We start from the raw sequence: 19,522 nt of genomic DNA on the forward strand, positions 1-19,522 counted from the left end.
TTTTTTTTATTTATCAAGACTGTTATTAAAATATAAAGGAATCCACTGATACTGCTCAGCACTCACTTTATACACATGGCCAATTCCAGGGAACGGTAAATGCGGGGCAGCTACCCATTGTTGCTTATTTGAAATTTCAGCAAACATTTTTAAACGAGTATTAATTGCCTGCTCTGAATTTACATCAAAATCTACCCCAGTTTTTGGAGCATCAAACTGTAAAGAATGTGAGTGGACAATATCACCAACAAAGACAATTTGTTGCCCTTTACTCTTCAAACGGAAGCTATGGTGTCCCGGTGTGTGCCCATGTGTATTGATCACTTCAAAACCTTGAATAACATCACCATCTTTAAAGGTTTTGAATGCTTTTTTTGCTTGATAAGGTGCAAGTGCAGCTTTTACGTTTTTAACAGTACCTAAATAATTTTCTTTTTTATCCGCTGGTACAGTTTTTTCATTTGCTGGATTTAACCAATAATCTGCTTCACGTTCATGAGCATAGATCGTTGCATTAGGAAATACGGCTTTTCCATTTTGAGCAATACCGCACACATGGTCTGGATGTAAGTGGGTCAATAAAACAGTTTTCACATTGGCAAGTTGATAGCCCGCTAATTCAAGATTTTTAGCAATTGAACCTAACTGTGGACCAAAACAACTCGCAGCTCCACTGTCAACAAGCGTCAAACTTTTACCATCATCAACTAAAAAGGCATTTACTGAAGTCTGAATCCCCTTCTCATTTACAGCAGCATATTTCGTTAAAATTTTAGTTTTTTCAGCCGGACTTAAATTTTTAAACAATTTAGGATCTAGATAAATAGTGCCATCGAGCAAGGAAGTTATCCGATAATTACCAAATTGATGATGGTAATATCCGGGTACTTGTTGAGCTGAAGCTGGTTCTGCATAGCTTATATGCAAGCTACCCATTATAAGTCCTAAGGCTACAAATAGTTTTTTCATCTCTTCTTCTCTATGGAGTTATAAAGTCAAAATCTTTAAAAAAGATTTAATATTTTTTTAAGGGCTGCACTATATAATGCATGAAAAGTGTCAAAAATATAAGTGAATGGATAGTTATTCTCCCTATAAAGGTAAAAGTGGCCTAAAGCGCATCTTGAACGCTACCAGTTATTCAATTTCAGGATTTAAAGCTGCTTATCAAAATGAAGCTGCATTTCGGCAAATTGTTTTAATTAATCTTGTACTCATCCCTGTAAGCTTTTTCCTGGATGTAACTCGCGGCGAACATGCCCTGATGATCATTGTCTGTTTATTTGCCATCATTGTTGAGCTCTTCAACTCTGCCATTGAAGCAGTGGTTGACCGAGTTTCACTCGAGAAACACCAACTTTCCAAAAATGCAAAAGATATGGGTAGTGCCGCTCAGTTTGTTGCACTTTCTATTATTGTCGCCACTTGGCTTATTATTTTATTTGGATAAAAAAAACCATGCTTATAAATAGATAAGCATGGTTGTAACAAAAGAGGAACTTCTAGCTGCTGTTCCTGTTTTAATTTTAGGGTTCTGAACTTAACTTATCCTTAAAATTACTGGAAAAATAAAAAAAATCCCTGCGAATGCAGGGATTTTTTTGGGTTAAAGCGTTGATGCGTTATTACATCATTCCGCCCATACCACCCATACCGCCCATATCTGGAGCAGCTGGTTTGTCTTCAGGAATGTCAGTAATCATACATTCTGTAGTTAACATTAAGCCAGCAACAGAAGCAGCGTGCTCAAGTGCAGAACGAGTTACTTTAGCTGGGTCAAGGATACCCATTTCTAACATATCACCATATTCGCCAGTTGCAGCGTTGTAACCGAAGTTACCTTCACCATTCTTAACAGCGTTGATAACTACAGATGGCTCATCACCAGCATTCGCAACGATTTGACGAAGTGGAGCTTCGATCGCACGGCGTAAAATGTTGATACCAGCTGTTTGATCTTCGTTAGCGCCTTTTAAGCCTTCAAGAGCATTTACAGCGCGAACAAGAGCAACACCACCACCAGCAACAACACCTTCTTCAACTGCTGCACGAGTTGCGTGAAGTGCGTCGTCTACGCGGTCTTTCTTCTCTTTCATTTCAACTTCAGTTGCTGCACCGATTTTAATTACAGCAACACCGCCTGCTAACTTAGCAACACGTTCTTGTAATTTTTCACGGTCATATTCTGAAGTAGACTCTTCGATTTGAGCACGGATTTGTTGAACACGCTCAGCGATAGCAGCAGCATCACCAGCACCGTCAACAATAACTGTGTTTTCTTTAGAAACAGTAATTTTGTGCGCTGTACCTAAATCTTGAAGAGTTGCTTGTTCTAAAGACATACCAACTTCTTCAGAAATAACTGTTGCGCCAGTCAAAATCGCAATGTCTTGAAGCATTGCTTTACGACGGTCACCGAAACCAGGAGCTTTAACAGCACATACTTTGATGATACCGCGCATGTTGTTTACAACAAGAGTTGCAAGCGCTTCACCTTCAACATCTTCAGCGATGATAAGAAGTGGTTTACCAGTTTTAGCAACTGCTTCTAAAACAGAAATCAATTCACGAATGTTGCTGATTTTTTTATCAACAAGAAGGATGAACGGATTTTCAAGTTCAGCAGTTAAAGTATCTTGTTTGTTTGCAAAGTACGGAGAGATATAACCACGGTCAAACTGCATACCTTCTACAACGTCTAATGCGTCTTCGAAGCCTGAGCCTTCTTCTACAGTGATTACGCCTTCTTTACCTACTTTTTCCATTGCTTGAGCAATAAGTTTACCAACAGTAGTATCAGAGTTAGCAGAGATTGAACCTACTTGTTCAATTGCTTTGAAATCATCAGCTGGTTTAGCAATAGAACGGATATTTTCAACTACAGTTTTTACTGCAATGTCGATACCGCGTTTTAAATCCATTGGGTTCATACCAGCAGTTACTGATTTGATACCTTCATTTAAAATTGCTTGAGCAAGTACAGTTGCAGTTGTTGTACCGTCACCTGCGATGTCGTTAGTTTTGCTTGAAACTTCACGAACAAGTTGAGCACCCATGTTTTCAAACTTGTCTTTTAATGAAATTTCTTTTGCAACAGTTACACCGTCTTTAGTGATGTGCGGCGCGCCGAAAGAGCGGTCGATCACAACATTACGGCCTTTAGGACCTAAAGTCACTTTAACCGCATCTGCAAGTACGTTTACCCCTGCAATCATTTTTGAGCGAGCTGAATCACCAAATTTTACGTCTTTAGCTGACATATTAAACTCCGAATCTTTTTAAATACTGAATCTGATAATGAATTGAGTTATGGATCGATTAGCCTTCTAATACAGCTAAGATGTCTGACTCTTTCATGATTAAGAGTTCTTCACCATTTACTTTAACTGTTGTACCTGCATAAGTACCAAATAACACCTTGTCACCAACTTTAACATCCAAAGCACGTACGCCGTTATCAGTGATTTGACCATTGCCTACTGCAATTACTTCACCTTGAGATGGTTTTTCAGCAGCAGAACCTGGCAATAAAATACCGCCAGCAGTTTTGGTTTCTTCTTCTACGCGACGAATCACAACGCGATCATGTAATGGACGAATGTTGCTCATAATTAACTCCATCAGACTTAGTCTTTTTGATTAATCGTTATTGCTTTAATCCAGAGCAATAACAAAATATTTAGATGTCACTTTTGTGGGGATGAAAAAAATGGCTTCAAGGGGAAAATGAAAAAAAATTCTATTTTTTTGGTCATTTTTTAACAGGTTGTGAAGAGTTTTTATTAAATTTAAAGCACAAAATAAAAGAGGCTATTTTCATAGCCTCTTTCCTAAAGTTAAATATTCATACTAAACAATAATTTGCTGGTTGTTTAGTAATTCGTCTAATGTTGTATTTACTTGATTTAGAGTTAACAGTGACACACTATTAAACATTGTACCTTCGCCATCTCGGTCAAGACTAATAGTCGTGTTCCCAGCATCTTGCTCTACAGTAATAAATTTAGCTAATGCGCTTACATCTTTAGAATAGTCAATTAATAGTTCACTTAAATCGATTTTGTCAGCTTGAAGGTTAGTTCTTATATCACCTAAAGTAAAATCTAACACCGTGTCATGTCCATTCCCGCCAGTCGCATCTTGGCTATTTAGCAATTGGAACAGAATGGTATCAGTACCTTCATTAGTGATATAGGTATCGTTACCTTCACGCCCATTCAAAATGTTATTACCAGAGTTACCTGTTAAAAGATTATCTAAAGCATTACCTGTTGCATTGAGATGAGCAGAACCAACCAGTTCCAAGTCTTCTACATAACGCCCGCTTTCTAGACCTGTCGACCAATCAGAATATCCAACCAGACTATAACTCACAGAGCTTACTATTTTATCGTGTCCACCAAAATCGAAATCTCGGTAGCCTGATTCGACAAGCTGGTTCTCCCAATAGCCACTTTCTACCCAAACATCTTCATAGTGGCTAGTATCTACCCAAACATCTTCATAATGACTTGTATCAATATAAACATCTTCATTATGACTTGTATCAACCCAACCTTCTTCAGAACGTATATAAGTCAGTTCGTAGCCTTCTTGCCATTGCCCATTCACGAAATCATAATATTGTTGTTCATATCGACTATAATCGCTATCTGCCGTACCATTATCAATATAAGTTATACCATTCTGATCTTGATAAACATTTTGTACAGTTGAGTAACCACTTGTGATCCATTGGGAATCATAATATCCATCAACAAACCATATTTGTTCATAATGACCTTCACTAACCCATTCTGGATACATATAGCTATTATCAATCCAAACATCTTTATATATTGCATACGGCTCAACAGTATATTCTTCAACAAAATCACTTATATGATCAACTATATACGTATTATCCGTAGCATCACCTTTAAACTGATCAACAGTGATTGTAGGTAAATCATTAATCGCTTTGCTGATAGTTTCACTACGATTTCCTGCACGATCAATAACAGTAAGGTCAAATGACGTTGCAGTCCCATACACATAAGTAGAGAAAGTTCCATCTGCCATGACCGTAGTACTCGTTACGGAAGGTTCTTGATCAGCAAAATAATATGTAATTTCAAGAGTAGCATTGCTTTCGGCATGTCCTACCAGCCAATTACCCCATTCATTTATGGCAAGCTGGGTGACCACTTTCGGTGCTGTTGTATCATTTGTAGCAGTAATCGTCGTACTTACACTCACATTTTGATTGGCATCAACTACTTTTACCGTCAATGTTTCTCCATGCCAATATTGTGACCATAATTGTGTTAAGAAACTACCTTCACTTCCGACAGTAGTCTGACCAACTAAATTATTATTAGCATCAAAAATATTAACTGTTGAATATGCTTCCGCTTGTCCTGAAAGTACATTTCCATCTTCTAAGACAAGCTGAGTTGCTGCATTTGGTGCGACAGTGTCTATAGGTGCGGTAATTTCGGTGTAAGCGCTTTGATAGCCATTTTGCTCCACAACAACGCGTAAAGTTTGCCCATTCGCCTGAGGTGAATATAACTGGATATTAAAATGCTCTGTTTCGTCTACAAAACCACCGCCAATATAATTACTATACACATCATAAATACGCACCACACTATTTGGTAAAGCAGTTCCCTCAATAAAGAAACCATTTTCAGATATCACAACATGATTTGCTGAAGGTGGTGCATTAATATCTGCATTAAAAGTAATATTAAATGGCGTACTTATATTTTTGGCTAAATCTGTTGCCGTGATAAATAACTGCTCTCCACGTAATAGTGGTGGATAAATACTAGCATTGAAATATCCCGCTTCATCCGATTGAAATTCTGCTCTAAAATCTCCGTCCTCATCCATTACTTTAATGATTACTTTCGGATCAGTGTGTCCAGTAATGCTATAACCATCATTGTTAATTACCACATCATTAATTATTGGAGCAATATTGTCTAAAGGCGCAATAATTTCAGAGATTAGGCTATATTGATTCGTATTCTGATCATAAACTCGAACTTGTAATGTCTGTCCCTGTAGATAGTAATCATTTAACTGAATAGCAAAACTACCATCTTCATTCACAGCATTATTCCACCCTCCGTTAATGGTCTGACCATCAGTAGATGTAACAACAACCGACATTCCTACTGTCGCCTTCCCTGTTAGAATATGACCATCTATATCCAATTTTAGCTCTGTTGCAGCAATTGGTGAGTTGGTAAATACTGGTACTAACTGATGAGCAACTTCACTGCGGTTACCTGCTTGATCTTTGACAACAATACTTAAATTTTGTGTCTGGTATTGACTCAAATTAATCCATTGATTAAATGTGCCATCGTACCAAACATAAGTTGTTGTGATAACTGCACCATATTGATCAATAATTTCAACAGTTGAGTTTGGCTCCGCCTCACCAAAAAGCAATCCGTCTGAAGTTAATGTAATATTTGCTGCTGCTGGCGGTGCGACATCATCAATTAAAGCATTTTGCTTAACTTCAACACTTCGGTTACCAGCTATATCTACAACGATGAAAGTTAATTCCTCTCCATGTAAATAAACCTGATTGAAATAACCTATCACGTTACCTTGGCTATCAACATATCCCCAACCAGCGCGATTGCCAAATTGATCTAGTACTTCAATTCGAGTATCTGCTTCAGCATGCCCCGTAAAGTACTGACCATTTACATCAAAAACAATATTCTCAATTTGATTAGGTGCGATATCATCAATCAAAGCATTCTGCTTGACCTCTGTACTGCGGTTACCTGCTCGGTCAACTACAACAAAAGTAAGCTCTTCTCCATGTAAATAGACTTGATTAAAAGAACCTGACACATTACCAATACTATCTACATAACCAGAACCTACGACCTCACCCGCAGTATTTTTAACTTCGATTTGGCTATCGGCTTCCGCTTGCGCTGTAAAGTTTTGTCCATTTTTATTTAAGACGATGTTTTCAATCGGATTTGGTGCAATATCATCAGTTAAAGCATTTTGCTTATATTCAATACTTTGATTACCTGCTTTATCTATAACAATAAAAGTGAGTTCCTCACCTTTTAAGTAAACCTGATTGAAGTGACCGGACACATTACCAGTACTATCGACATAACCATAGCCAACAAACTCACCCGCAGCATTTTTGACACTAATAAAACTATTGGCTTCTGCTTGTGCTGTAAAATTTTGCCCATTTTCATTAAAGATGATGTTTTCAATCGGCTTTGGTGCAATGGTATCCATCAAAGCATTTAACTTCATTTCATCGCTACGGTTACCTACTCGGTCTATAACAACGAACGTTAATTCTTCTCCATGTAAATACACTTGATAGAAGTAACCCGTCACATTACCAGTGCTATCGGTAGAGCCCCAACCTATCTGACTACCAAATGAGTCAAAAATTTCAATCTGACTATTTGCTTCTGCTTGTGCCGTAAAGCTTTGGCCATTTGCATCAAATACAATATTTTTAATCAGATTTGGGGCAATATCATCAAGCGGCGCCTTAACTGAAACAGCTTCACTCACATTTCCAGCAAGGTCTTTAACAATGACTGTAAACTCTTCACCATGTAAATTGTAAGTACCGAAAAAAATAGTAAATGTACCATCAGCATTTACACTCTGACTCCACGTATTCATCTGCTGACCATTTTGATCAAAAATCTGGATGAAGGTATTTGGCTCAGCTACACCAGAAAGGGATGAACCATCTTCATTAAAGACCAGATCACTTGCAGCTACAGGAGCAATATCATCAAGCGGTGCTTTTACAGTAACCTCACCACTCAAATTACCAGCCTGATCAACTACAACTACTTTAAATACTTCTCCATGCATGTAGTTACTGTTTAAATAGATGTTAAATGTTCCATCCCAATTAACATTATTATTCCACTGATTTAATAATTGACCATACTGATCAAATATTTGAATCGTCGCATTTGGCTCAGCCATACCACTTAGATATGAGCCATCTTCACTAAATACTAAATTAGTCGCATTTTCCGGTGCTGTATTATCAAGAAAGGCTGTTTGTTTTACTTCAATGCTACGATTACCAGCTTGATCAATCACAACAAAAGTGAGCTCCTCACCTTTTAAATAAACTTGATTCAAGTAACCTGACACATTACCAGCACTATCCACATAACCAGAACCTACAACCTCACCCGCAGCATTTTTAACTTCAACTTTGCTATTTGCTTCTGCTTGCGCTGTAAAGTTTTGACCATTTTCATTAAAGATAATGTTTTCAATCGCATTCGGAGCAATGTCATCAATCAAGGCATTCTGCTTGACCTCTGTACTGCGGTTACCCGCTCGATCAACTACAACAAAAGTGAGTTCTTCACCATGTAAATAGACCTGATAGAAGTAACCAGAAACATTACCCATGCTATCGGTTGAACCAGATCCTATGACTTCACCAGCAGTATTTTTGACTTCAATTTGAGTGTTTGCTTCTGCCTGAGCTGTAAAGTTCTGTCCGTTCGCATCAAGTAAAATATTCTCAATCGGATTTGGTGCGATATTATCAATCAAGGCATTCTGCTTGACCTCTGTACTGCGGTTACCCGCTCGGTCAACTACAATAAAAGTGAGCTCTTCTCCATGTAAATAGACTTGATATAAATAACCTGACACGTTACCAGCGCCATCCACATAACCTGAACCTACAATCTCACCAACAGCATTTTTAACTTCAATTTGAGTATTTGCTTCTGCTTGCGCTGTAAAGTTTTGACCATTGATATCTAATATAATATTTTCAATCGGATTTGGCGCAATATCATCAATCAAGGCATTCTGCTTAACCTCTGTACTACGGTTACCCGCTCGGTCAACTACAATAAAAGTGAGCTCTTCGCCATGTAAATGCACTTGATACAAATATCCTGAAACATTACCTGCACTATCTGCTGATCCATAACCTACGACGTCACCGTTATTATTTTTGATTTCAATTTGGCTATTTGCTTCTGCCTGAGCTGTAAAGTTCTGGCCATTGAGATCTAATACAATATTTTCAATCGGATTTGGTGCGACGTCATCATTCAAAGCACTCTGCTTGACCTCTGCACTGCGGTTACCTGCTCGATCGATCACGACAAAAGTAAGTTCCTCACCGTGTAAGTAAACTTGTTGAAAATAACCAGATACATTACCTGAGCTATCGGTGTAACCAAAACCAATCTTATTTCCAGTCTGATCTAATACATCAATAGAACTTCCGGCTTCTGCCTGAGCTGTAAAACTTTGGCCATTTTCGTTGAAGATGATATTTTCAATCGGATTTGGTGCAATGGTATCAATTAAAGCATTTTGCTTAAATTCGATACTGCGATTACCTGCTCGATCTATAACAACAAAAGTGAGTTCCTCACCGTGTAAATAAGTTTGATTGAAAGAACCAGAAGCATTACCTGCACTATCTGTAGAACCCCAACCTGTCTGATTACCCAATGAATCAAAAACTTCGATCTGACTATTTGCTTCTGCTTGTGCTGTAAAGTTTTGACCATTTGCATCAAGTAAAATATTTTTAATTGGATTCGGTGCAATATCGTCAAGTGGCGCATTTATTGAAATAGCTTCACTCACATTTCCGGCTTGGTCTTTAACAGTGACTGTGAATGCTTCTCCATGTAAATTGTTGCTACCTAAGTAAATAGTAAATGTACCATCAGAGTTAATGGTGTTATTCCATATATTCACTAGCTGACCATTATGATCAAAAACCTGAATCGTAGTATTCAGCTCTGCTACACCCGTAAGATATGAACCATCTTCTGAGAAAACTAAATTACTGGCTGGTGCGGGAGCAACCGTATCAGCGGTAATTACAGTATCGGTGCTTACTTGCCCACGAGCATCCTTAATTGATAAGAAAAACTGCTCACCATCAACAAGAGGACGGTCAAGCTGGAGTTTAAAATAACTCGATCCATTCCAACCGTTATCTTCACCAACTTTAATTTCGGCTACAACGTCACCTTTGGCGTCTTTAACAACGAGAGTACTATTATTTTCAGCTTGCCCACTTATCACGCCATCCGAAGTAAAGCCATCAACATATGGAGCAAAGGCATAATTAGGTGCTTGTATCTGAGCTGCTAAACTTACGTTTCCATTTACATCGGTAGCCGTGACATAAACCGTCTCAGCATTGGTTAAAAATGTACCTAGTTCTATTGAGAAACTTCCACTCTCATCGGTCCAGTTATTCCAAAACCATTTATTAAGAATATTTCCTTGCCCATCTTTAACTAAAATTTCAGAGAAAGGTTCTGCATGACCATAAACTAAATCACCAGCATCATTGAAATTTAACTCCGTTGGAGCAGGTGGAGGAGTCAGATCTACGATGATATTTTGCTCAGGACTCATTAACCCTTTATTATCAATAATTTGAACGGAAATTTTCTCTCCATCAATTAAAGGGCGGTTTACACTCAAGCTAAAATGACTAAAGTCACTCCAACTATTATCATCACCTAATGTAACCTTTCCTAATTCATTGCCATCAGCATCACGTACAATTACCGTACTATTATCTTCAGCAACTCCAGAAATTAAGCCTTCTTGTGTAATACGTTCAACATGTGGAATATAAGCAAAGTTTGGAACCTCGATTAGGGTTTCACTCGTATTTTGATTTTTATCTACTACTTGTACAGTAACCGTTTCGCCTTCTTTTAAAAATTGGAACACTTGTAAACTTGCAAAGCCTTGCTCATCGGTAAAACCTGTAGCAATTAAATTGCCTTCTCCAGAAAATGCACGAATAAAGCTGTTAGGTTCATTAACATGTACTGATAAAGTCTCACCACTAATATCAAATTGTGGAGTTTCTAAAAATACTGCTGGAGTATAGTCTGCAGTAATATATTGTGGATGGCCTGAAATATTATCTTTATCTGTAGAGATAATAATTTGAGCCCCTTCCTCTAAAGGCTGATCGAGGGACAAAATAAATGGTCTTACTTCGCCTAATGCCATTACACTAAATGGTGTAATACCAGAGCTATCAAATACATTAGAATTAAATTCTTGTAGAATATTTCCATTCTGATCTTTTACAATAAAATGACTACCTTCAGTCGCATAACCACTAATCACGCCTTCTGGACTAATTCGTGTAATACTAATAGCTGGAACTTCAGTAACTAACCCAATTGATGAATTTTCACTGCTATAACCATTATAAGTAGCGACTGCGTAAACTTCTTGATTTGAGTTAATTGAAAGATCTTGTAAAGTAAATTTACCTTCTTCATTAGTTATTGTACTTGCAAGCCAATCACCATTTTTATTGTAGATATCGACCTTACTTCCTTTATATGCACTACCTGAAATGATAGCTCCATCTATATTGTTGAAAGTTAGTGAATCTAGGGTTGGTGAATTCGGAGTATGATCCACATTATAATTTTGGGTATGTGTGATAATGGCTGTATTGCCAGCTTGATCAGTAAGACTAATATCAATTGATATATTGGTTTGCGGCTCTACTGACCAAAGAAACTCTGCTGGAATTTCGGTAACCCATTCTTGCGTGACTTCATCAAAATGAAAGTTATAAGTAACATTGTCTAATGTCGTATTTACTGATGTCAGTGAGCTATTTAAATCTGTGGGTAAATTAGCTATTTCAAGTCTTATAGAAATAACTTGATCTTTTTCAACTAGACTTATTGTATTGTCTTCAGTAATCGGCTTTACAATCACTGTGGTTGATTCAACATTTAAGGAATTATCTACAACAACTTTTTGTATAGCAGATTCTGAGATATTGCCTGCTAGGTCTGTCACTATAGCTTTATATTGGTAAATACCATCAGCTAAATCTTTTTGATCAGCTGTTGTCTCTTGCCAAGTTTTTCCTTCATCTTTTGAAACTTCATAGTGGTCTAGTAAAGCGGCTTGTTCCCCAATCACAATCGGTTGAACTAGCTTTAAAGTAAAACTATTATCTTGCGTAATCTGATCTGTTGCTGAAACACCTGTATCATTCAAATCAGATAAAGTGAGTTTACCTGCTTGCGGTGCGGTAGTATCCACAACCACTTTTTGTACAGCCGTTTCCGAGGTATTGCCGGCAGCGTCTGTCACTACAGCTTTATATTTGTAAACACCATCAGCCAAATCTTTTTGGGCTACCGTGGTTTCCTGCCACGTTTTTCCTTCATCGGTGGAAACTAAATATGTTACTCGGCTACCAGTTTCCTGTCCTTCAAGCTTTAAATTGAAGTTTTGATCTTGCGTAATCTGATCTGTGGCTGAAACGCCTGTATCATTCAAGTCAGATAAAGTCAGTTCACCTGCTTGTGGTGTGGTAGTATCCACAACCACTTTTTGTACAGCCGTTTCCGAGGTATTGCCAGCAGCGTCTGTCACTACAGCTTTATATTGATAAATACCGTCAGCCAAATCTTTTTGGACTACCGTGGTTTCCTGCCAAGTTTTTCCTTCATCAGTGGAAACTAAATATGTTACTCGGCTACCAGTTTCCTGTCCTTCAAGCTTTAAATTGAAGTTTTTATCTTGCGTGATCTGATCTGTTACTGAAACGCCTGTATCATTCAAGTCAGATAGAGTCAGTTCACCTGAGTGTGGTGTGGTAGTATCCACAACCACTTTTTGTACAGCCGTTTCCGAGGTATTGCCAGCAGCGTCTGTCACTACAGCTTTATAAAGATAAATACCGTCAGCTAAATCTTTTTGATTTAATGTCGTCTCTTGCCAGGTTTTACCTTCATCGGTAGAAACTAAATATGTTACTCGGCTGCCGCTTTCCTGTCCTTCAAGCTTTAAATTGAAGTTTTTATCTTGCGTGATCTGATCTGTTGCTGAAATACCTGTATCACTCAAGTCAGATAAAGTCAGTTCACCTGCTTGCGGCGCGGTAGTATCCACAACTACTTTTTGTACAGCCGTTTCCGAGGTATTGCCAGCAGCGTCTGTCACTACAGCTTTATAAAGATAAATACCGTCAGCTAAATCTTTTTGATTTAATGTCGTCTCTTGCCAGGTTTTACCTTCATCGGTAGAGATTAAATACGTTACGCTACTTCCCTTTTCCTGTCCGCTGAGTTTTAAATTAAACTTGTTATCATTCGTGATTTGATCTTGTGTTAACTCCCCTGAATCTAAAAGATTTTGGAAAGACAATTTACCTGGTTCCGGAGGTGTTTTATCTTTGGCGTCTTGCTGGGATAATAATGCAACTGTTCCTGCACCAGCTAAAGCACTAACCACCCAAGACCAGATAGGTACAGAAGATGAAGCATCTATATATTTTGGTATCTCTTTTAATTCTAAATAATTAACAGTGGTCTGTCCTGTAGCATCTTCAGCTAAATTAGCAGCCCAATAAATCTGCCCCTCATTTAAAAGAATTTGTGGATTTTCACTAATAAAAAAGTTCTCTAAAACAATTTCAGTCCCATCTTTTAGATGGATAACCGCACTATTACCATCTCTTGTTATTGAAGCAATTTTTTCTGGATTAATATCAATTTTTGCGATTACCTTCGGATCTACTACAATATTTTTTGTTTGGCCAACATTAATATCAACTGTATTATTTTTTGAAGCATTATTTGCCATTAATGATACTTGTACCATTTTTCCACCATGAAATTTCAAATAATTATTAAGTTTTTCTAAAATATTAAGTCAAATAGAGATTCATTTTAATAAAATATTATTAAAGAACATAAAAAACTAAATCCATATTGTAGCTAGTTAAAAAGCACAGCTTTTTATATAGTAAAAATCTTTTTATGCATTAATATTATTTTTTAAAATGATAAAACATTTAAAATGTTTTCCTATTCCCCATATATAGAATTTTTAGCTTAAGCATTGTAATGGATAAAATTTTATCAATCTACTCATAAGTTAAGTGTCTTATAGAATTTTTATAAATTAAATTAATTGAAAAATCTTTAAATCGTAATTAAACCAATAATGCTGAATTTTTCCTTCATTTGAAATTGTATTAAAGCTATTTGGATTATGATGATATAGGCGAGTAGAAGTTGCTGTACCTGCATGTATATCAAAAATAGGATGATCTATTTTTAGAGAATAAATCTGAGTTAAATCATATATAGCTGTTTTATGGAGATGCCCATGTAACATTCCAAATAGACCAGTTGTACTCCACTTTTCTAAAGCGATTTTACCCAGAACCGGACAATCTTTTATTCCATGCTTATTATCAGGGGGCGTATAAAAGGGTTGATGAAAAACAACTAGCTTTATTTTATTTTTAGGTCCCCTGTCTAAACGCTCATAAGTAGCTTGAATTTGTTCAATCGAAATATGCCCACGCGTATGATAACGACGACGTATACTATTCACCCCAACAATATAAAAATGTTCAGTTTCTAAAGTCGGCTCTAATTCACCAAAAAAATATCTATAACGGGTAAATGGAGAAAAAAAACGGTTCCAGACATGATACAAAGGTATATCGTGGTTACCAGGCACCACAAGATAAGGAATATTGAGGCTATCTAAATACTGTCGACATTTAAAAAATTGTTCATATTTGGCGCGTTGAGTAATATCGCCGCTCACAACAATCACTTCAGGCTGTTGCTGAATACAAAAATCTCTTATTGCCTCTAAACACTCTTTTTTTTCTGTCCCAAAGTGTAAATCAGACAGATGTAGTAACATTCGGCACCATAATATTTAAAGCATTTTTTTCTACAGTGAAATTTAAAGGAGGTTTCATCTCTATGATTTCTCCATCTAAGGCCACTGTGAGTTTGGTTTTCTTTGCACAATCAACAATGACATGATCAGCACAAAAACTATATACATCTTGTGCATCTTCAACTTTACCTTGAACCCATTGCCAAAGCATATTTAGTAAACTCAGCTTATCACTTTTTGTAATTACAACTCCAGCGACTCTTCCCTGTGCTGCACATTCTGCAATTCTGAGCTTCATATCACATAGTTGCAATTGGTTATTTCCAAAGAAAATGAGCGGCGCTTTAACTGGGTATTTCTTGCCATCTACAGTTATAGAAAGCTTCATTGATTTATTTTCTCTCAATAAAACATCTAAAGCTGAGGTATAGGCATGTAAAGGCAGTCTTCCTAAATATTTATTGTAGAGTTCGCGTTTTTTGATAAAAAGAGGATATAAACCTAAACTGGCATTATTTAGATAAATATGATCATTAATAACTGCTACATGTACTGACCTAGGTTTACCTGTTGCAATAACCTCCGCTGCCTCTAAAAGGTCTAACGGAATCTCTAAAACTTTAGCAACATAATTAAAAGTCCCTAAAGGCAGAATTCCCATGGGAATAGAAGTATTTTTAAGTTTAGTTGCAACCGCATTTAAAGTACCGTCTCCTCCTGCCGCAACAACCACTCCTGTATTTTCATTTTGTGAATGTCGATGAATAACATTATTTATCAAATCATCAAATAATGTATTTTCATTTAATTCAAATACTTGTATTTCAAAACCATATTCTGTAAATACAGTCATGAGCTGCTCATAGACGTCTTCATGTTTTGAAGCATGAAATCCTGATTTTTCGTTATAGATGATTGAAAGAGGTTTCAAAGGCCGCATTTTATTATCGTAAAGTCAGTTCTTTATTCTATTTTGTATATAAAATCGCCTATTAAAAGTCTCTTTATGTAAATTTTGAATGAGCTTCATTTGTATAATCAATAATAATTCTCAAAAAAATTTTTCAAGCCTAATTAATTGATTTTAAACAAAATAATTTAGATAAATAACATACATATAACATAAAAATATAAAAGCAAAAACCTTATAAAAACATATAAACATATGATTTTCATTAAAAAATAAAGAAAACTCCAAATATCTGCTAGTTAGTCTTTAGTCTTATTTTTTTTATGATTTTATGCTTTAATACAGCCACTTTTTTATTTGATCTTTCATTGTATCCCAATGAATGACTTGTACGTTGTACATATTTTGAATAGGCCTCACCATGACCACAGTGAACGCACCAGAATTCGTTCGTCATCCTAAGCTTATAGCATGGGTTGAAGAAATTGCAAACTTAACCAAACCAGCAAAAATCGAATGGTGTGACGGAAGCGAAGAAGAGTATCAACGTCTAATCGACTTGATGATCGCTAACGGCACCATGCAGAAATTAAACCAAGAAAAACATCCTGGTTCTTATCTTGCAAATTCTGACCCATCTGACGTTGCGCGTGTTGAAGATCGTACTTACATCTGCTCTCAAAATAAAGAAGATGCTGGTGCGACAAACAACTGGGAAGATCCAGCTGTTATGCGTGAAAAATTAAATGGTTTATTTGAAGGTTCAATGAAAGGCCGTACCATGTACGTTGTTCCTTTCTCTATGGGTCCTTTAGGTAGCCATATTGCTCACATTGGTATCGAGTTAACTGACTCTCCTTATGTAGCTGTTAGCATGCGCAAAATGGCACGTATGGGTAAAGCAGTTTATGACGTATTAGGTACGGATGGCGAGTTTGTTCCTTGCGTACATACAGTAGGTGCTCCACTTGCTGAAGGTCAAAAAGATGTTGCTTGGCCTTGTAACCCAGAGAAATATATCGTTCATTACCCAGAAACTCGCGAAATCTGGTCTTTCGGTTCTGGTTACGGCGGTAACGCGTTACTTGGTAAAAAATGTTTAGCTCTTCGTATCGCTTCTGTCATGGGACGCGAACAAGGTTGGTTAGCTGAACACATGCTTATTCTTGGTGTAACTAACCCTCAAGGTGAAAAACACTACATCGCTGCTGCATTCCCGTCTGCTTGTGGTAAAACAAACTTTGCAATGTTAATTCCACCAGCAGGTTATGAAGGTTGGAAAATCGAAACTGTAGGTGACGATATTGCTTGGATTAAACCAGGTGAAGATGGTCGCTTATATGCGATTAACCCTGAAGCTGGTTTCTTCGGTGTAGCACCTGGTACAAATACCAAAACTAACCCGAACTGTATGGCAACTCTTCACAAAGACGTTATCTATACAAACGTAGCAGTAACTGACGATGGTCAAGTATGGTGGGAAGGTCTTTCTAAAGAAGTTCCAGCAAACTTAACTAACTGGAAAGGTCAACCTCACGTAAACGGCGAAAAAGCAGCACATCCAAATGCTCGTTTCACTGTTGCAGCAGGTCAATGTCCATCTATCGATGCTGATTGGGAAAACCCAGCAGGTGTTCCAATTTCTGCATTCATCTTCGGTGGTCGTCGTGCAGATACAGTACCTTTAGTTTCTGAAGCTTTCGACTGGGTTGACGGTGTATATAAAGCGGCAACTATGGGTTCTGAAACTACTGCTGCTGCTGTTGGTCAACAAGGTATTGTTCGCCGTGACCCATTCGCGATGCTTCCATTTGCTGGCTATAATATGGCTGATTACTTTGACCACTGGTTAAACCTTGGTGCGAAAGTAAGTGAAAAAGCTGAAGCTTCTGGCAACAAATTACCAAAAATCTTCAATGTAAACTGGTTCCGTCGTGATGCTGAAGGCAACTTCGTATGGCCTGGTTTCGGTCAAAACATGCGTGTTCTTGAGTGGATCATTGATCGTTGTGAAGGTCGTGCGAACGCTGTTGAAACACCTATCGGTTTTGTTCCAACATATGAAGACTTGAATTGGGAAGGTACTGAGTTCACTAAAGAACAATTTGACCTCATCACAAATCAAGATAAAGACCAGTGGGTTACTGAAATTGAAAGCCACACTGAGTTATTCAATAAACTTGGCGAACGCTTACCTAAAGCATTAAAAGAACGTCAAGCAGCTTTACTTGAAGCTGTAAAAACTGGCTTCTAATTGCTCTATATAAAAAAGGTCGCCATGTGCGACCTTTTTTATTATGCGGCATCGTCTTTTAATCGACGTTCAGATAAATAAGCTTCTAAAACTTTTACCTGTTTTTCATCAAATGCCAAACCTAATTTAGATCTGCGCCAAAGTATATCTTCTGCTGTGTGAGCCCATTCATATTCACACAAATATCTGACTTCACACTCAAACAAATCATGGCCAAAATGTTGACCCAATTGTTCTATAGCATTTCGCTCTTTAAGCATATTCCACACTCTTGTGCCATATGCATGAGCCCAACGGTTGGCAAGTGAGTCAGAAATTCCACTTACACGTGTTTTAATCTGATTGATTAAATCATCTAGTGTGGTCCAGTTTTCGGCGCCAGGTAATGGCTCATCTGCAGTCCACTCCTCTGCCATGTCATTAAAAAACGGAGCCAGATGCTCTAAAGCAGCTTCGGCTAACTTTCGGTAAGTTGTAATCTTGCCCCCAAACACTGAGAGCAATGGTGTAGTTTTATCTTCTGCCTGTAGAGCCAAAGTATAATCGCGTGTAATTGCAGATGGATTATCAGACTCATCATCACATAAAGCACGCACACCCGAGTACTGACTTACAATATCAGCTCGCGTCAACTGCTTTTTAAAATGTGAATTTGTCACTGTCAAAAGGTAATCGATTTCCACATCAGTAATCTCTACTTTTTGTGGATCACCTGTGTATTCCTGATCTGTTGTACCAATGAGGGTATATTTTTCTAAATAAGGAATTGCAAAAACGATCCTTCGATCTTCGTTTTGCATAATAAAGGCCTTATGGCAGTCATATAATTTTGGCACAACAATATGACTTCCTTGTATAAGCCTAATTTGATAAGGTGAACTTAAACTCAGGTTTTCACTAATAATTTCTTCAACCCAAGGTCCCGCCGCATTTACAATAGCTTTCGCACGTATCTGATAGAACTCAGCTCCGCTTTGTAACTCCAGATGCCACAATTCCTGTTGCCTATAAGCCTTAACACAACGCGTACGTGTAACGACTTTCGCCCCTTTCTCTTTAGCTTGTAGTGCATTTAATACCACAAGACGCGCATCATCTACAGTACAGTCAGAATATTCAAAACCACGTGTTATCGCTGGTTTTAAAGGGCTATCTTCTTTGAAATAAATGAGATTTGATCCTAATAATTTTTCTCGTTTTCCCAAATGATCATAAAAAAATAGACCTGCTCGAATTAGCCATGCAGGGCGTAAATGGGGTCGATGAGGCATGATAAAACGCATTGGTTTAATAATATGTGGCGCTTTAGCTAGCAATACTTCACGCTCTGCTAATGCTTCTCTGACCAGCCTGAATTCTTTATGTTCTAAATAACGTAGGCCGCCATGAATTAATTTGCTGCTAGCAGATGAGGTATGGCTGGCTAAATCATCTTTTTCACATAAAAATACCGATAATCCGCGCCCTGCTGCATCATTGGCAATACCAACACCATTAATACCACCGCCAATTACGGCAAGATCATATATTTTTGAATAATCATTAGGTTGTACTTTCATTTCTCATGTTCTTTTTATTGTTGATCTTATAAAAATTAAAACATCAAATTGATGAAACAACAATCAAAAAAGTAGAATAATCAATTTTAAATAACT

9 protein-coding genes are annotated in these 19,522 nt (G+C 37.4%); 2 read left to right on the forward strand and 7 right to left on the reverse strand.

Annotation, left to right across the window (positions count from 1 at the left end; all coding sequences use genetic code 11):
- Positions 1 to 6: 6 nt before the first annotated feature.
- A complete protein-coding gene (locus tag EG365_RS04070; protein ID WP_000732900.1) occupies positions 7 to 969 on the reverse strand; it encodes an MBL fold metallo-hydrolase in 963 nt (320 codons plus the stop codon).
- A gap of 106 nt (positions 970 to 1,075) precedes the next feature.
- On the opposite strand from EG365_RS04070, the gene EG365_RS04075 reads away from it, so the two are divergent.
- Positions 1,076 to 1,450, forward strand: coding sequence for a diacylglycerol kinase (locus tag EG365_RS04075; protein ID WP_000379022.1), 375 nt, complete (start codon positions 1,076 to 1,078; stop codon positions 1,448 to 1,450).
- Between the two features lie 175 nt (positions 1,451 to 1,625).
- Here EG365_RS04075 and groL read toward each other — a convergent pair whose 3' ends face one another.
- From groL to EG365_RS04100, 5 genes are all read right to left on the reverse strand, one after another.
- Positions 1,626 to 3,260 (reverse strand): chaperonin GroEL, encoded by a 1,635-nt coding sequence (gene groL / locus EG365_RS04080; RefSeq protein ID WP_001274623.1) that lies wholly within the window; start codon positions 3,258 to 3,260, stop codon positions 1,626 to 1,628.
- A 58-nt stretch (positions 3,261 to 3,318) separates the two neighbouring features.
- On the reverse strand, positions 3,319 to 3,609 hold the full coding sequence (locus EG365_RS04085) for a co-chaperone GroES (RefSeq protein ID WP_000065579.1): 291 nt from the start codon (positions 3,607 to 3,609) through the stop codon (positions 3,319 to 3,321).
- Between the two features lie 240 nt (positions 3,610 to 3,849).
- Positions 3,850 to 13,662 carry a biofilm-associated Ig-like repeat protein Blp1 gene (gene blp1 / locus EG365_RS04090; protein WP_000250958.1) on the reverse strand — a complete coding sequence of 3,271 codons (9,813 nt, stop codon included), beginning with the start codon at positions 13,660 to 13,662 and terminating at the stop codon, positions 3,850 to 3,852.
- 303 nt (positions 13,663 to 13,965) lie between these two features.
- Complete coding sequence (locus tag EG365_RS04095) at positions 13,966 to 14,724, reverse strand: metallophosphoesterase family protein (protein ID WP_000924309.1); 759 nt, start codon at positions 14,722 to 14,724, stop codon at positions 13,966 to 13,968.
- A complete protein-coding gene (locus EG365_RS04100; protein ID WP_001247650.1) occupies positions 14,705 to 15,643 on the reverse strand; it encodes a diacylglycerol/lipid kinase family protein in 939 nt (312 codons plus the stop codon). The genes EG365_RS04095 and EG365_RS04100 overlap by 20 nt, the downstream gene beginning before the upstream one ends.
- Positions 15,644 to 16,034: 391 nt before the next feature.
- Here EG365_RS04100 and EG365_RS04105 point away from each other — a divergent pair, with 391 nt between their 5' ends.
- The gene (locus tag EG365_RS04105; RefSeq protein WP_000214355.1) at positions 16,035 to 17,867 is read left to right on the forward strand and encodes a phosphoenolpyruvate carboxykinase (GTP); all 1,833 of its coding nucleotides are present in this window, start codon (positions 16,035 to 16,037) and stop codon (positions 17,865 to 17,867) included.
- 41 nt (positions 17,868 to 17,908) lie between these two features.
- Here the strand turns inward: EG365_RS04105 and glpD are convergent, their stop codons facing one another.
- Positions 17,909 to 19,426: a glycerol-3-phosphate dehydrogenase gene (gene glpD / locus EG365_RS04110; protein ID WP_000868064.1), complete on the reverse strand. Its 1,518-nt coding sequence runs from the start codon at positions 19,424 to 19,426 to the stop codon at positions 17,909 to 17,911.
- Between the last annotated feature and the right edge of the window lie 96 nt (positions 19,427 to 19,522).

The sequence above is a fragment of the Acinetobacter sp. FDAARGOS_494 genome (assembly GCF_003812225.1).
Taxonomy (GTDB): Bacteria; Pseudomonadota; Gammaproteobacteria; order Pseudomonadales; family Moraxellaceae; genus Acinetobacter; species Acinetobacter baumannii.

Excerpts from the sequence above, each read along its gene's own strand:
- EG365_RS04070 (WP_000732900.1), bottom strand. The coding sequence starts at position 969 with ATGAAAAAACTATTTGTAGCCTTAGGACTTATAATGGGTAGCTTGCAT.
- EG365_RS04075 (WP_000379022.1), top strand. The coding sequence starts at position 1,076 with ATGGATAGTTATTCTCCCTATAAAGGTAAAAGTGGCCTAAAGCGCATC.
- groL (WP_001274623.1), bottom strand. The coding sequence starts at position 3,260 with ATGTCAGCTAAAGACGTAAAATTTGGTGATTCAGCTCGCTCAAAAATG.
- EG365_RS04085 (WP_000065579.1), bottom strand. The coding sequence starts at position 3,609 with ATGAGCAACATTCGTCCATTACATGATCGCGTTGTGATTCGTCGCGTA.
- blp1 (WP_000250958.1), bottom strand. The coding sequence starts at position 13,662 with ATGGTACAAGTATCATTAATGGCAAATAATGCTTCAAAAAATAATACA.
- EG365_RS04095 (WP_000924309.1), bottom strand. The coding sequence starts at position 14,724 with ATGTTACTACATCTGTCTGATTTACACTTTGGGACAGAAAAAAAAGAG.
- EG365_RS04100 (WP_001247650.1), bottom strand. The coding sequence starts at position 15,643 with ATGCGGCCTTTGAAACCTCTTTCAATCATCTATAACGAAAAATCAGGA.
- EG365_RS04105 (WP_000214355.1), top strand. The coding sequence starts at position 16,035 with ATGACCACAGTGAACGCACCAGAATTCGTTCGTCATCCTAAGCTTATA.
- glpD (WP_000868064.1), bottom strand. The coding sequence starts at position 19,426 with ATGAAAGTACAACCTAATGATTATTCAAAAATATATGATCTTGCCGTA.